Annotated in this window: 5 protein-coding genes; all 5 read right to left on the bottom strand. The window is 41.4% G+C overall.

Translation table 11 applies throughout. The features are described from left to right. Positions 1-354 precede the first annotated feature (354 nt). A complete protein-coding gene (locus DWX23_RS07965; RefSeq protein ID WP_122374083.1) occupies positions 355-3,687 on the bottom strand; it encodes an SUMF1/EgtB/PvdO family nonheme iron enzyme in 3,333 nt (1,110 codons plus the stop codon). A gap of 428 nt (positions 3,688-4,115) precedes the next feature. Further along, complete coding sequence (locus DWX23_RS07970) at positions 4,116-6,164, bottom strand: RagB/SusD family nutrient uptake outer membrane protein (protein WP_122374084.1); 2,049 nt, start codon at positions 6,162-6,164, stop codon at positions 4,116-4,118. 24 nt (positions 6,165-6,188) lie between these two features. Next, positions 6,189-9,620, bottom strand: coding sequence for a TonB-dependent receptor (locus tag DWX23_RS07975; protein ID WP_199673239.1), 3,432 nt, complete (start codon positions 9,618-9,620; stop codon positions 6,189-6,191). 466 nt (positions 9,621-10,086) lie between these two features. After that, positions 10,087-14,124 (bottom strand): hybrid sensor histidine kinase/response regulator transcription factor, encoded by a 4,038-nt coding sequence (locus tag DWX23_RS07980; protein WP_122374085.1) that lies wholly within the window; start codon positions 14,122-14,124, stop codon positions 10,087-10,089. A 182-nt stretch (positions 14,125-14,306) separates the two neighbouring features. Beyond that, positions 14,307-16,763, bottom strand: a complete 2,457-nt coding sequence (locus DWX23_RS07985) for a CoA-disulfide reductase (RefSeq protein ID WP_122374086.1) — start codon at positions 16,761-16,763, stop codon at positions 14,307-14,309. Positions 16,764-16,781 lie beyond the last annotated feature (18 nt).

A 16,781-nucleotide genomic window follows, 5' to 3' on the forward strand; every position in this document is an offset into this window, starting at 1 on the left:
ATTTCATATAGACCTTTCAGCTTTCAGCTGTTTTCAGAATGTTGATTTACAATCGTTTTGACCTGAAAGGAAACAATGCATATTCTGATGAAAATACTTAAGTATTTGTCTACAAAAACATAAGTATTTAGATCACAAAACATAAGTCTTTTGAATGTAAAACATATATGTTTACATTCAAAAGACTTATGTTTCTCGCTGCCTGCCGGAAATGGTTCCGGTGCCTGTCGATGAATGTACGGATAGTTATCCGTTTAAAAAAAACAGCCTTCAGGTATCTAGCTTTGAATAACAATGCTTAACGATGTCCTGAAGGCTGAAGGGTACTTTGAATTATACTGTAGTGATGTGCTTTTAATCTTCTATGATAATACGGAATCCGACATTGAACGGACGTTGCCACGGATAGTAAGCCTTACGGATAGCCGAAGTGGAATACTTCGGACGTTCGCGCCATGAACCGCCGCGTACGACTTTCTGTTCTGCTTTCACTTTCTCTGCTTTTTCTTTAAGCGGATAAGGAACATAGTCGGAACGTGTCCATTCTGCCACATTTCCGTTCATATCATATACACCCCAGGGATTCGGTTTCATCGATGCCACATCTGCGGAGATCAGATGATGGTCGTTTACAGCCAGCTCTTTCGGCAGAAAATCCCAGAATTTACGCATTGGGTCATTCGGGCGCATCGGTTTGGGGTTTACACCGGTAACGGCAAGGTCGACGGTCGTACTGTCTGCCAGGTTTTCATAGGAACCGAAGTCTGCATGACGGTCTCCAAACCAGAAATCGTTTGCCGATCCGGCACGGGCTGCCCATTCCCATTGTGTTTCGGTAGGGAGGGTGACGTTACATTGATTCTTTTCACCCAGTTTTTTACAGAAATCGTTTGCTTCATCCCAGCTGATACGGATAACCGGTTGTTTGGGGAGATTGGCTGCATAACCGGGAGTTGTATGGTCTTTCCAGGTCTGACCTATGAAACGACTGTCATGTTCGGGAAACAGTGCACCGAACTGTTCGTTCGTGATCTCCGTTGTACTCATCCAGAATCCTTTCCTGACTTGTGTCTTGAAAGCTGGGGAGGCTGACGGATCATTGTTATCACCCATAACAAATGTACCGGCAGGTATCCAGACCATGTCGAGGGTGATACCGGGAGCTACGGTCAGCTGGCGGTTTGCTTTGTTATCTGCCGTCTGCTTCTTTACTGCTTCTTCCCGGCTAAAAGGAAAACCTTTGACTTTGACTGTTTTTATTTTCTTTGCCTCTTTCAAAGAACCGGTTTCTGCGGATGTACTCGCGCCGGTAGTCGCATCGACAACATTGTCTTCTTTGTTTTTTAACCAGGCAGCGTAATCTTTGATTTCCTGTTGCCAGTCAACCCGTACGCCACTGTATTTTTCTGCCAGTTCCATACGGCGTTCTACCTGGTTCTTTGGTGCTTCCTTCTTTAAATCCAATTGAGTGAACGCACCGAAATAAGGAGCATTCAGGTCGATCCAGGTATATAACGTCTTCATATCTTGTTCCGGGATTTTTACACCATGATGGCCTGCCTGCAGGATACGGATGAGTTCGCTGTTATTCGCGTAATATTCATAAGGGCGGAGTACGTAAATATCCGATTCCGGTCCCTGGCGGTATACGTATGGATGGAGGTTCAGATAACTCTGGTCATAAGGACGTTCGAGCTTGGTCAGGACACCTCGTTTGTAAGTGACCATCTGGTCTTTGCGGAAGTCCGGCTGAGCTATCGTACCGTTATGACAGGAAACGCAGTTACGATCTAACACCGGCTGCACTTCCAGGCGGAAAGTGAACGGCCGGATGCCTCCTTCAGGCATTTTCAACTGATGCGGAGTGATTGTCGAGGCGATCGTACGCTTGGGCATAGCGATTGTATTCTGGTCTTCATGACAGCCCGTACAGGATACGATTTCGCCGGGCATACCCGTCAGCCAGCTTCGCATCCATTGGATGGCAGCTCCGTTTTTGTCCAGCGGCTGGATAGAAACAGGCGTATTGGCCGGAATCTTGAACATGACGGAACCGTCCTCTTCGACCGGAACCGTGCCGAGGATACGTTTGATATCCCATCCGCTCTGGATACCTTGCGCATCGTGGTCGGACGGAGCGAGGATATAAGCATATTCGTAGGCAAAGATACGAAGCGCTTTGATTGTTCCGCGGGGTACTCCCTGCGTTCCTTCCCCTTCATAAATGTCCTGAATGAATACGGTAGCCTCTTTTTCTCCCGGTTTGATCTTGGACGGGATGATAGGGGGCGTTTCCGTTTTCTTCAGAGGAATAGGGGCGGTGAGGCCTTCGCCTTCCTGTTCGGCTATCAGGGTCAGGTTATCGAATACGTCCACCAGATAGATACCCCAAAGTGCATCGGGTGCCGGTTTACAAGCTACCAGGAAATATTTTTCATTCAACGGATAAGGCTTCATGAACTGGGGCCAAACGCCTTCTACGAGTTCATCCTTGATGATCGGGACGATGGGACGTTTGCTGAAAGGGAGTTCCTGTATCATTCCTTTTTCTTCTTTGCGACTCTTGGCCGGATCGAAGATGATCAACCGTCCTGAACGTGAAGTCCCGTGATGGCCGGATATGATGCCGATAAAACGGCTGTTGTATTTGGAAAGCGGTTTCATATCGAACGTACTATTCGGAAAATAAGAACCACTTCCGTATAAGGCTTTATTTTCTGTACCGTCCGGATTCATGTGCATCACGATACGGGAGAAATAATGTGTCAGGTCGGTGTATTCCCAGCGGGTGTACATCAGGCGGCCGTTCGGGATAACGATCGGTGCCCAGTTTCCGTCCTGGTCGAATGTCAGCCGGCGTATGTTTTTTGTCTCCGGATCATAAGAGATGAGGTTTGCGACAACATCATCTCCGTGTACACAAGGAACGCCGTTATAACCGATATTGCAGGTGGCTACGACTTTGCCGTCCGGCAGATAGTTGGCATCGCAGAATTCCAGGTCCGGTTCATCGACCGTTATCTTCTGGTGGAGTCCGCTTCCATCTGTGTTCATTTCGTAGATCTGCCATTTCCGGTTTTCGTCGAGAGAAGAAAAGAGCAGTCGGTTGGCATCCCAATGCAGCTGGATATCGGAAATAGGAACATCGGCGTTTGGTTTATAGAGTGTCTTGCTTTGAATTTCTCCGCGCAGATTGGAAAGACGGCAGATTTCAGCGTCATATCCTTTGCGTCTGTTGGAGAAGAGCGAGTTATAGTTGGCGGTAGATGTACCGAGTGACGGTCCCATTGCTTTGCGTGCTTTATCGCCCAGATGATAACGGGCTATCAATAGGTTGTCGACATCCAGAAGGGGATTAGCCAGTATGATTTCCCGTTTGAGAGCGAGTAGTTTTTCTGCCTCGTTAATTGTTTGCAGGCTTGTATCTTTAGCAAGATGTTGGTTTACCTGGGGCAATAGAGATTCCAGCTCTTCCAGTTTCTGATAGAGTCCGGGTGCCTGGTCACCCAGAGATGATTTTGAATCATCCAGATAAGCACGGATGGCTTCCGGATTTACCCAGTTGACTTGTTCTTGCAGTCGGTTTATTTGTAATGACCGGAGCGAATCTGCTTCGGTTGAAGCTTTACCCAAAAAGGGAAAGGTTAACAAGAAAGAACATAAATAAGCTCTATATTTCATCTTCATGATACTATATATATTTTTTTTCGACCTATTTGATGTACAAAAGTAAGAGTTTGTGTGTACGAAGACATGTAAAATTGTATCAAATGTGATCATTATTATCTTTGAAACTACCCGATTGGGGTAATAAGTACCTAATGTTGTAAATATGATAGGTAGATCTCCAGGTAAATTATAACAAGCCATGTTACCGTCGACTCTGCTGGCTGTTGTACTTCCAATGATAGTATTTTGAGGTGCTTTTCTGTAAATATAAATGATGTCAGATGAATTTATTTAATTACAAGAATTATAATCCTGAAGTTGGAGTAGTCTTTAGGTTTTCAGATTTGAAGGTTGTCTGCGATATGTTTAAAAAGGAAACCTGCCGACTGAATTAAATTAGTATATATTTAACTCTGCCGACAGGTAACTTTTGATTAATTATTCAGTTATTCCCATAGAGGGTTCTGAACAGCCAGTTTACTTTTTTGCATTTCATTGTATGGTACCGGATACAATAGCATAGCTTTTTTCCAGGGAAATTTATCTTTTACAACTCGGTTATAATAAGAACCTTCACCTATATTTTCTTTAAATTTGATAGCTGTATTTTTTTGAGCATTGAAAGTTTCTACAGCTGATTGATCGATATCCATGCCAGTGCGAAGCAATACTTTATCTTCATTGTCTTTGATCCAATTGCCTGATTCATCTTTAGACCAACCGGCTCTCATCCATCTGTGCATATCAAAATAGTAGTTACCTTCACCCATCATTTCGATGTTACGTTCACGGTAAATAGCTTCACGCTGTGCCTCCTGGTCTCCGATGATATTTTTAACGCCTGTGTCCTTTAATTCCTGATATCCAGGAATACCGGCACGTTTGCGTACCATATCCAGGTATTTGATAATATTGCCATCGTTTGGATTGATTTCGTTACAAACCTCTGCATAGTATAAATAGAAGTCTGCTAAACGGAAATAAATCCAGGGACGTCCCCAGTCCGTAGGATAGGAACCTTCTTTCAGCAGTGAACGGTTATTAAATTTGTAAAGAAGATAACCACCGCGTGCATGCATTGTATTATCTTTATAAGCTGCTCCACCTTTGCTGAAATAAGCACCCCAGTCAGGATAGCTGTTTCTTTGGATATGCCAGCTTTTTCCTTCGTAAGTAACGTCTGCATAAAAACGGGGTTCACGATTGGTGTACATGTTGAAGATATGTTTATCCACATGTTTTTCTGTAATTTTACCGCTAATGGTCGTACAAGGGTTTTCCCAGTCGGTAAATCCGCTTTCGTTGTATTCCTGATCTTCTGAAATATCCACACCTTTGTCTGTAAAGAACAAGTCGATCATTTCCTGATAGAAACCGACATTACCCATTCCGCTGGGAATATCTCCGGGAATAGTACGTGCTTCCATTTTAGCTGTAACTCCGTCATTATAGTCGTTATTACCATTTGCCCAAAGAATTTCATCATTGTAGTACTGGAACAGTTCATAGATAGATGTATGTGGGTCTCCGTTTTTTGAATAATATAAACCCATTCCATGCGATTCAGCGAATTTGAGCAGATCTTCCAGTCGTGTTTTGGCTGTTTGCCATTTTGTTGCGTCATAATCAGGGAAAAGACGTTTCCCTTCGGTATCCACTAGGCTGAGTGCTTCTTTGTAGCCTCCATTGAATAGTGGTGAAGCAGCATACACCCATAAACGTGCTCTTAAAGCCAAAGCTGCAGCTTTGGTTGGACGTAGAATGTTGTTAAGGTCATATATGCTGGCGTCATGATCGTAATCAGCTCCGTCACCTTGTTTGATTGTTTCCGGCAGATCGTTTTTGTATTCTCCGTTGATAATGGATTCCAATAAACCATCAATGTGGTTAACCATTTCGTCAACAGAGGCACGTGCGTAGTCAATATTTTCATCTTCAGGGTCTGCGACATCCGGGATGATGGGGGTAGGTCCATACAGTTCGAAAAGCTGGAAATAATTATATGCCAGCAGATAAGTAATATCTGCCTTCATACGGCGCATTTCTTCTACTGAAATGTAACCATCCTGGTTAGAGGCATCTCCTAAACTTTCGGGAGCCATCTGTAAGAAGACCATTGCCTGACGGATTTGCTGGTAGCAGGTTGCCCATTTATTGAATTCTGTAGAACTGGGAGTAAAGGAGTTTTGTCCATGTTTCAATACGTTAGGATGTGCACAAACCAATTCTCCGGAAAGAATAGCCCATGGATTGGTAAAACCTTTTCCTAGTCCGCTTTCATTGCTGTTGACGCCTAAACCCGTTTCTGAATAAAGAGGACAAGTACGATAAATTTCACCATACCATTGTTTTAAATATTTAGCAGTAGAGAACACTTCTTCCTTATCCAGATTCTGAGAAAGCTCTTTTGACACATCCAGATAGTCAGAACAAGATGTAAAAAGACCGATTAAAGACGCTGCTGCTATTGTGCGGATAAATTTTATACTGTTCATAATTTGTCGATATTATTAATTTATTTAGAATGTTACATCTAAGCCCAATGTCCAGGTTGCATTAAGCGGATATTTAGCACCACTGTTTCCGATTTCAGGATCCCACATTTTGATATGATCCCATACGGCAAGGTTACTTCCCTGTACATAAATACGGAGGTTTTGCATTTTCCATTTTTGTACAAGTCTTTTGTCGAATTGATAGCCTAATTCTACGTTTTTCAAACGAAGGAAACTTCCATCCCGATACCACCAGGTGCTGTTCAATGTATTATTGGCATATTCATTGGTATGCAGGCGGGGATATAGGACATTGGTATTATCTGGATTATTTGCACTCCAGTGGTTAATAGCTTCTGCTCGTGCTGAAGACTGATCTTTTCCATTTGCGAACGGAACAAAATAACTGGTATTGGCTTTCAGATTCGTCGATGCTTTTCCGACACCTTGGAAAAAGATTCCTGCATAAATACCCTTATATTGTACATTTACTCCGAATCCGTACACAATTTGAGGATTATTGGGGTAGATGCCGCTATAATAAGTTTGGTCATTGTCGTTAATGGTACCGTCACCATTTAAGTCTTTATATTTGATATCACCAGGTTTCACATTTGCATCATAGGTCGGAATACCGTCTTTTAATTGATAGTTATAACTTCCATCAGAATTTTGACTGATATTGAAATCGTCATTTGTAAATAATCCTTCAGCTACATATATCTTATTTACCCCGATAGAAGTTCCGGTCTGGGCAAGCCAGGAATATGCTTGTGGTATTTCATCTTTTTCTACGATCTTATTCACTGCATATGTGATGTTTCCTCTTCCAGAGAAACTCCAATCGCCGATATTATGTTTCACAACAAGACTAGCATCGACACCTTTGTTCGTTGTTATACCGAAATTTTGCCATGGGTTGTTACGAAAACCAGTCGCTGTAGGAATGGTAACACGTTCAATCAGGATATTTTCACGTCTGTTGCTGAAGTAATCTGCGGTAATATCAACCCGTCCGCGGAACAGTCCCATGTCGATACCGAAGTTTGCTTTCTTTTCAATTTCCCAGGTAAGGCTTGGGGCTGCGAAAGTATTTTCATAGATACGTCCCCAGTCTTTTGTCGGGCCACCGTTCGTACCTTGATTCAATCCTAGATTCATGCTACCGCTGTCTGTTAATAATTCACGATAAACAAAACGGTCACTACCTGTATTATCATTACCTGTAATACCATATGAAGCTCTCAGACGGAGTTTGTTCAGGATATTCAGAATATTGTCTTTTTGCATGAACTTTTCTGCATGTATGTTCCATGCACCACCTACTGCCGGAAAAATACCCCATCGGTTTCCTTGAGCAAAGTTTTCGCTACCTGTGGCACCGAAGCTGGCTTCTAATACATAGCGTCCGTCATATGTATAAGTACCGCGAGCTACAACATTCTGTTTACGATAGGGAAGTAACTTTAATCCACCAACTACATCTGAACCACTGGAGTTCTTAGAACCCTGATATTCTGTTTCTTTCTGATTATATACAAGTACACCTGTAACATCATGTTTTTTGCCGAATGTATGGGCATAATTCAATTGTGCCTCGATGTATATTTTTTTGGTTCCGCTGGTGGCGCTGAAAGAGACATCACCGAGAGGACTTCCTTCAGCAAATAAGCTTTTGTTAAGTGAACCATCTTCATTTCTTCCACTGACCGTATATTTAGCAGGGCTCATCGTACGTTTTCTCGTTGAGCTGTAATCGGCGTCAAAACTAATACTACCTTGAATAGACAGACCTTTTGTTATGAAGTCAAGTTGTTGTTTTAAAGTAGCTTTGGTCTGTAAAGCGGCCGACCATCCTTTGGAATATCCTGAATAATTTAGAAGGTTGTATGGATTATAACGTCCGTCGGCATCCGTACTACAAACAGCTGCTGTTCCATCCGACCATAAGAATGGAACAAGGTGAGTCGGGAATAATACTATGTGTTTGAATATCTGGTCGGAAGTATTACCCGGATTATTTTGAGTTTTATATTGTCCACTCATGTCTACCGACAGTTTTGTAGTAGGCGTGATGTCCATATCTACATTTGAACGGAGGTTATAACGTTTTAAACCGATATTTGCATCATAATCATCCAATGGGTTTGACTTGAAAATGCCGTTTTCTTGATAATATGCACCCGAAACAAAGAATCTTGTTTTCTCGGAACCGCCACGGAAATTAATTGTATAACGCTGATTTTCCGTGTGTTTAGAAAGAAGATCAGTCCATATAGAATTAGGATATAAATCTGGGTCTACACCCGAACGGTACATATTGAGTTCATCACTACTGTATGGAGCTTGGTTAGCTAGATAATTAGTCCAGTCCGGGTTGTTTGCATCATTCCAAGATGCTTCATTCCACATGGATAAATAGTCTGCCGAATTCATAAGTTCAGGCATGCGTGTCGGAGTAGCGATACTGTACTGGGCATTGAATGTAACAACTGTTTTCTGTGCACGTCCACGTTTTGAAGTAATTAAAACAACGCCGTTGGCACCTTCAGAACCATAGACTGCTGTAGCGGCTGCATCTTTTAACACAGTGAATGATTCGATTTCATCCACATCTATGTCGCTCATGCTACGTGGAACACCGTCAACCAATACCAGCGGGCTTGTACCACCTGCATAAGAACTCTGGCCGCGAATCCAGAAATCCGCATCATCGTTACCCGGCTCTCCGGAACGCTGGATAGCTATCACACCGGCAATCTGACCGGCAAGGGTATTATTCAGGCTACGTGCTGGTATAGCAATTTCACTGGGTTTGATGGAGTTTACGGAAGATACCACACTCTCTTTCTTTTGTGAACCATATCCTACGATTACCACGTCATCCAGATTTATATTAGACTCTTCCAGTGTGATATTCATCACATCACTTTTTTTGACTTTTTGTTCGATACTGTTATAACCGATATAGCGAAATTCCAATATTTCTCCTTCTCTTGTATTAATAGAGTATTTACCATCAATGTCGGTCAATACACCGGTAACAGTTCCTTTTATAGTTACAGTTGCTCCGATAATAGGTTCTCCCAGGTTGTCTGTAATGACTCCGGAAACTGTTCTCGGTGCTCCTTTTTTTATTGCCTCAGCATTCTTTTTCTTTTCTAATAGGATCTGATTTTTCTGGAAACTGAATGATATATCAGTTGGTGCAAACATACGACGTATGGCTAAACGGATTTCTTCGTTTTGGGCGTTTAGGCTTACTGACTGTTCAACATTCGTTTCTGTCGCATCGTAGAAGAACACGTAATTTGAAGCTTTTTCTATCTTTTGTATGGCTTCTTTTAACGGTATCTCTTGAAAAGAGATGCTGATTTTTTCTGTACCACTTTGTGCGGATACTCCGATAGCAAAGAAGCACATCATAAGGAATAGGATTAATTTTTTTGATTTCATAAGTTAATCAGATTATTACTGTTTAGTCATGTTAATTACTTTATGTCCATTGAATGTACCCGATAGAGTTTGATACCCTTTATATAGAGTAATCAATCGTTTGTTTGCGGACACATGGTGAATCGTATAATTACTGTTAGTTCCGGTAATATATCCGATTACAGAATTTTTGATTTGGACAGTGGCATTTGTCAATGTCTCTACTTTCTGTCTTTTTTTGTTTCCCGGCACAGCGGTGTCGGGTGATCTGAGAGATGGAAAAAAATAATAATTCCCATCAGCATTTGTTTCAAACTTGTTTCTCATATAAATTATAATAAATGGTTAACACTTATTGATCGACCTGCTGCAAAAGTGATGAGAAATCAAGGCGAAAAAAGTCTATTTCGTTTCAAAAAAGGTTAGTTTTGTCTCTAAATAGAGATTCTGAGACTCTTTTCACTTGTTAATAAAGGATATTTATTTTTTAATCTTTTAAATTATTGACGTTTCTGTATTCTTTTGGTGACATGCCATATACAGCTTTGAAGCAGGATGCAAAATACCCGCTGCTGCTGAATGCTACCTTTTCCAGTATTTCGGATATATTTAAATTGGTTTCACGCAGCATTTGGGCGGCAGCTTCTAAACGGAGGTGTTTGATCATTTCGGCAGGAGATAGGCCGGTTAGGTTTTTTGCTTTTCGGTAGAAGTTGGCGCGGCTCATGCCTATTTCTTTACAGATCATATCGACATCCAAATCCGGATTGGAAAAATTTGCTTTAATGATAGCTGTATATGATTTCAGGAATTCTTCATCCTGTCGGGTTGTTTTAACACCAAGTTCATCCAGATTCAGCTTTTTCTCATATTTCCGTTGTATCTGCTTCCGTGAGATCAGTAGATTTTTTATACGGGTTTGTAATAGAGTAATGTCGAATGGCTTTATGATATAGTCATCTGCTCCGACCTTGTATCCTTCGGTTATTTGAGAAGGCATGGTTTTGGCTGTCAATAAAATAACAGGAATATGGGAAAATTTAATATTTTGCTTGATTTGGGTACATAACTTCAATCCGTCCATTTCCGGCATCATGATATCGCTGACAATCAGATCCGGTGCTTTCAATGCTATTTGTTCCAATGCATCTTTTCCGTTTCCTGCTTTCAATATGTTATATTCATTTTCAAATTGTTTTTCGAGGTATTTCAATACCTCTTTATTGTCTTCAACGAATAACAGTGTTTGCGTGACAGTGGTGTTTCTTTTTTTATCGTTCGGGATAAGCTCCTGAATGTTTACGGGAATTATTGGTTCTGTTTGTTTTACCGGAGCACTGACCGGTTTTTCCTGTACAGGGAGTAATACATGCATTCGGGTTCCGGATTGAGGTATTGTTTCCGCCCATATAATGCCATTATGCTGTTCTACGATAAATCGTGATAAACTTAAACCGATACCGGAGCCTGCAACCTGATGATATGAATCTTGTGGAGAGCGGTAGAAAGGCTGGAATATTTTTTCAAGCTCTTCTTGTGATATACCTGGCCCATTATCAGATACTTGTATATGTAAATAATAATCCTCAATGAGGTGTGAATTTTGACTTAGTTTCACACGAACTAAGTCACATTCATTGGGGAGTACCGATAATTTCATCTCAATAGTTCCTTTTTCCGGTGTGAATTTAAAAGCATTAGATAATAAGTTAAACATCACTTTTTCAATCTCTTGGCGATCATAATAGACACAAAAACAGTCAGGAATATTGTTTTTTTGAGTGAATATGATATGCCGATGGTTGGCAACAGAAATAAAGGAATTGTATATTTCTTTTACAAATTCTGTCAGATTGAATTTTTCTTTTTGCAATACCATTTTGTGAGCATCGTATTTTTGCACATCCATCAGATTATTAACGAGTAAGAGTAATCGTTGAGTATTTTTACGCATGAGCTGTAAAGTGTTTTTTACCTCCGTAGAAAACGCACTATGGTTCAAAAGGTCTTCCAGTGGATTAATAATAAGAGTTAAAGGAGTGCGTAGTTCGTGTGAGAAGTTGGTAAACAATCTCATACGTTCCTCGTGTAATTCCTTCATTTTTTCTTGTTCCAGCTGTTTGAAGCGGATATTACTTTCCAGCTCATGACGTACTTTCTGATAGTAGATGAACTTGTATATAATAGTACATATAGCTATGATATACAAGGTGTAAGCCCACCATGTTTTATATAAAGGAGGAATGACTGTAATTCTTAAAGAGGACTCTTGCGGATTCCACTCTCCTTCGCTATTTGCGACCTTTACTTTGAATTTGTAACTACCCGGTGCTAAATTACTATAGTAGGCTACTCTTCGCCCCTTTACGTAGTTCCACTCACTTTCTACTCCTTCCATCTTATATGCATATTGATTTTGTTGAGGCGATATAAAGTCTGGAGCTGTATATCCGATAGAAATATTGGTTTCATCAGCCTTTAATTCGATAGATTTTTTATCCTCAAATTCTACCTGATTATTATTAATAGACAATGAAGTCAGATAGACAGGTGGAATATGGGTGTTTTTGTTCATTGAGGTGGGTTTAAAGCATATGATTCCTTTATTTCCCGGGAAATAAAGAGTGCCTTTACTATCGCTTGTTCCTGCAAGCAGAGTGAATTCCAGTACTTGTTGGCTGGCATTGTGAACAGATATGAAACGATCTGTCTCCGGTTCGTAGTAATATAGACTATTTCCGGATAAGGCCCATAAACATTGATTTTTATCCTGTACCATGGTATAGATATAACCATCCGTTACACCGGTGGTGTCAGTATATTGTTTGATCAGGTTCATTTCCCGATCAAAACAGTAGATGCCGCTACCGAAGAAAGATATCCATATATTCTGTAGCGAATCGGTTAAAATAGCGCTGATGGCTCCGGGCTTTACATTGTCATGCAGGTTAAGATCCTGTGAAGAGATCGTTTTGAGAGTCTCTTTCTTCATATCATATCTGTAAAGTTCCTGCTTGAGTGTTCCCAGGATAAAAACATCGGGTTCTACTTCTTTTAATGTGGAGACATAAAGAAATTTTCTGTTTTTTCCATCTACCGGAAATTGGTTAATTTGCTTTCCTTTATCTATCAACACTAATCCGGTACCGGAGTTGGTCGGAATCCATAGTCTACCTTTACTATCATTCAGCAGGGTATAAATATCTCCCCGCTCACAATCAAAAAGTAACCGGTAATCTTTTCTTTTTCTGGAGAACAGGTAAACAGACCCGGTGTTAGTCGCACAAAGAATACTGTCGCCTTTTATAAATAAAGATTTGAATATGTTGGAACTGTAATTACTTTTATACGGTGATTTTTTAGGATAAAACTGCTGGCTTTGTGTATCAGGATTATAACAGAATAATCCGGCACCTTCTGTGGCAAACCAAATATTACCGTTGTCGTCTTCTTTTCCCATACCCAGCAATCCGGTGAATTCATTGGGAGTGATCATATAGAATTGTTTTCTGGCAGGGCTATAGTAGTTCAATCCTTTCCAAGTCCCGACCCATAATGCCCCGGTATTATCTTTGAGCAGGCTGTGAACGGAATAATAACTCAATGCACCGGGCTCATTCGGATTGAATTTATAAGGAGTCACCTTAAATGTTTCCAGATCCAGGCTATTCAATCCGGCGAAAGTGCCGAGTAATAATGTTCCGGGTTCCCCTTCTGCTATCGCCCGGACAACATTGCTGCTTAATGCTGAGTTTGTCGTATTCAGATGGATAAACTTGTTATTAGCCTTGTCCAGATAACAAAGCCCCGATGTTTCAGAAAGTATCCATAGGCGTTTATGACTATCGGTAAATAACCCACAAATAGAACCTTTGATTAGTGAAAACGGATCATCCGGATCATGTTTATAATAATGTATGACTTCCCTTTTCTTGTTTAATACGGCAAGTCCGGATTGTGAACTGGCTACATACAAATTTCCTTCTTCGTCTTCCTGTAAGGCTTTTATGCTAGGAGCGATGGGAGTGGAGGATAGCCAATCTTTATAAACAAGTGAATCGCCCTGTTCATCATATTGATAGAGATACTTTTCCCCGGCAAACAGAAGTTCTCCGTTCCGGCAGCGCAAACAACAATGCATAAAACGGGTTTTTTTCACATGATATCGTTTGATATGCCCTGTCTCATGTGCAATTTTGTGAATCCCATTGTCAGTGATCACCCAAATGTTCTTATTTCTGTCTTCTGCGATATCCTGTATATTATCATCTGCCAACGAACAGGAGTCTGTCGGATTGTTCTTGAATACCTTAAATTCGTATCCGTCGTATCGGTGCAAACCTCCCTGGGTTCCGAGCCATAAATATCCATCTGTATCCTGATAGATATGAGTAACTGTACTTTGGATAAGTCCATCCTCTATTCCGATCTGCGAGAAAAAATAGGGGGAGATATTTTTACTGTCGGCAGAATGGAATAGCTGTGATAACAGAAGAAATAATAATACCAGTGTGTGCTTTGTCATATTTCATTGGTTATTTAGGAATAAGTCCGTAAATCCCTTTGATTTATCTGAATGCAAAGATATGTAATATTTTGTTTTTTCTTCGTTAACTCCTATTGTATTTCCTGTTAAAATGTCAAGTCCTGAATAACCCTTATAAGTTATTCAGGACTTGATAGAAATATAGAAGATGTTGTGATCTCTTAGATGAAGAGGTTTATATTGGCTTCTTCTGCGCGTTCGAGATAAGTGGCGACACCTCCTAAAGTGACATTATCCATTAATTCTTCTTTTTTCACACCCATGACGTCCATACTCATAGTGCAGGCGATCATTTCGATTCCGTTTTCTGCAGCTTGTGCAATCAGACTTTCCAGGCTATCGATATGTTTCTTCTTCATGATCAGACGCATCATCCAGCTTCCGGCTCCTCCCATATTCATTTTTGACAGTTTCAGTTTACTGCTATGCGATGGGAGCATCCAACCGAACATTTTACCGAACAGGTCTTTCGATACTGACGGCTTCTGGCGTTTCTTGATAACATTCAATCCCCAGAAAGTAAAGAACATGGTTACTTTCTTGCCGGTTGAGGCTGCTCCATTTGCAATAACGAATGAAGCTAAAGCTTTGTCGAGGTCGTCACTGAAAACGATAAGAGTTTTGTTGTCGGCACCGCCCAGAACTTTACAACTACTTTTCGGTTCTCCTTTTTCGATGGTGGCGTGAATTACTCCTGATTTGTTTTCTACTCCAACCAATTGCGCTCCGGTCATATTACACCAGGCAGCAACATCTTTTCCAAATCCTTGATCTGTGGCCGTTATCAGGAGCCGGTCGCCAGTGTTTATTTCGGCATAATGCTTTTTTAATTGCAGAACCGGACCGGGGCATTGCAGTCCGCAGGCATCAATCCGAACTGTCTGTTTTTCGGATACTTGTGAAGGAGTCGGTCGTGATACTTTTGGGGTTTCTATTGTTTTTTGTGTGCCGTTTTCCATAACAGAGATTGGTTTTGCAGAAGCTACACTCCATGTTTTATAACCTCCGGAAAGATTTTTTACATTCTTGAAACCATGTTGTGTCAGGATACGATAAGCCAGATAACCTCGTAATCCGACAGCACAACTTACTACGATCGGCTTATCTTTCGGCAATTCCGATAAGCGGGTACGGAGTTCGTCCACCGGAATATTGATGGCATTAGGTAGTGTTCCCAGGCTGTATTCATCGGCTGTACGGACATCCAGTAACAATGTATCTTTCTGTAATCCGGCAATATCACGCCAGTGTACTATTTCGACCTTTTGAGTCAGGATATTTTCAGCTACATAACCAGCCATGTTAACCGGATCTTTGGCTGAAGAGTAGGGGGGAGCATAAGCATGTTCTAGCGTCGCCAGGTCGTAAACCGTACCTTTACGTTGGATCACTTGTGCAAACATTTCAATTCGTTTGTCCACTCCGTCGAATCCGACGATTTGTGCACCTAGTAACTGACCGTTTTCCGGTGAAAATAATATTTTAACAGACATCGGTACTGCTCCCGGATAATAGCCGGCGTGTGATGCCGAATGAGTATAAGAGGACTGGTAAGTAATCCCTTCGCGTTTCAGTAACTTGGCGTTAGCCCCGGCCGCTGCAACGGTAAGGTCAAAAACTTTGGCAATAGAAGTTCCCATCGTACCCGGATATGTCTCGCGATTTCCATATACAATATTATTAGCTACGATGCGTCCTTGTTTGTTTGCCGGGCCTGCGAGTGGGATTAAGGCTGGTTTGCCTGTTACCAGATGACGTACTTCCACAGCATCCCCTAAAGCGTAGATGTCAGGATCGGAAGTTTGCATGTAATCGTTTATAGCAATCCCTCCTAATGTACCGAGAGACAATCCTGCTTCTTTGGCCAGTCTGGTTTCTGGACGTACGCCTATACTAAGAATAACCAGATCGGTCGTAATCTGTTTGCCGCTACGTAGGTGAACTATTATCCCTTCAGGTGTTTCTTCAAAACGTGAGACGCCATCTTCCAGCCGCAGATCGACTTGCTTGTCTGTTAGTTGCTGATGTACAATGGCTGCCATAGAATAGTCCAACGGAGCCATGACCTGGTTTGCCATTTCAACGACAGCTACCTGAATGCCTAGTTGGTGCAGGTTTTCTGCCATTTCAAGTCCAATAAATCCACCTCCGACAACTACGGCGTGCCGGGGATTGCTTCTGCTGACATATTTCTTGATTGTATCAGTGTCCGGGACATTACGTAAAGTGAATATCTTATCGCTATTGATTCCTTCAATGCCGGGACGAAGAGGTTCTGCTCCGGGAGAAAGGATCAGTTTATCATAGTTTTCGCTATAGGTACGAGCAGTGTTGATATCTGTTATCTCAACTGTTTTTTCTTTCGGATGAATAGCTGTCACCTCTTGTTCGGTACGAATATCTATATTAAAACGGGCTGTAAATCCCTGAGCTGTCTGTACGAACAGTTTATCGCGTTCGGCGATTGTCCCACCTATATAATAAGGTAATCCACAATTGGCATAAGAGACATACTTTCCTCTTTCGAACAGGATTATTTCTGCATTTTCATCGATTCTGCGTAAACGGGCTGCTACGGTAGCTCCACCGGCAACTCCTCCGACTATTAAGTATTTCATGTTATGGATATATTATTT

Source organism: Parabacteroides sp. AF18-52 (assembly GCF_003479145.1).
Lineage (GTDB): Bacteria > Bacteroidota > Bacteroidia > Bacteroidales > Tannerellaceae > Parabacteroides > Parabacteroides faecis.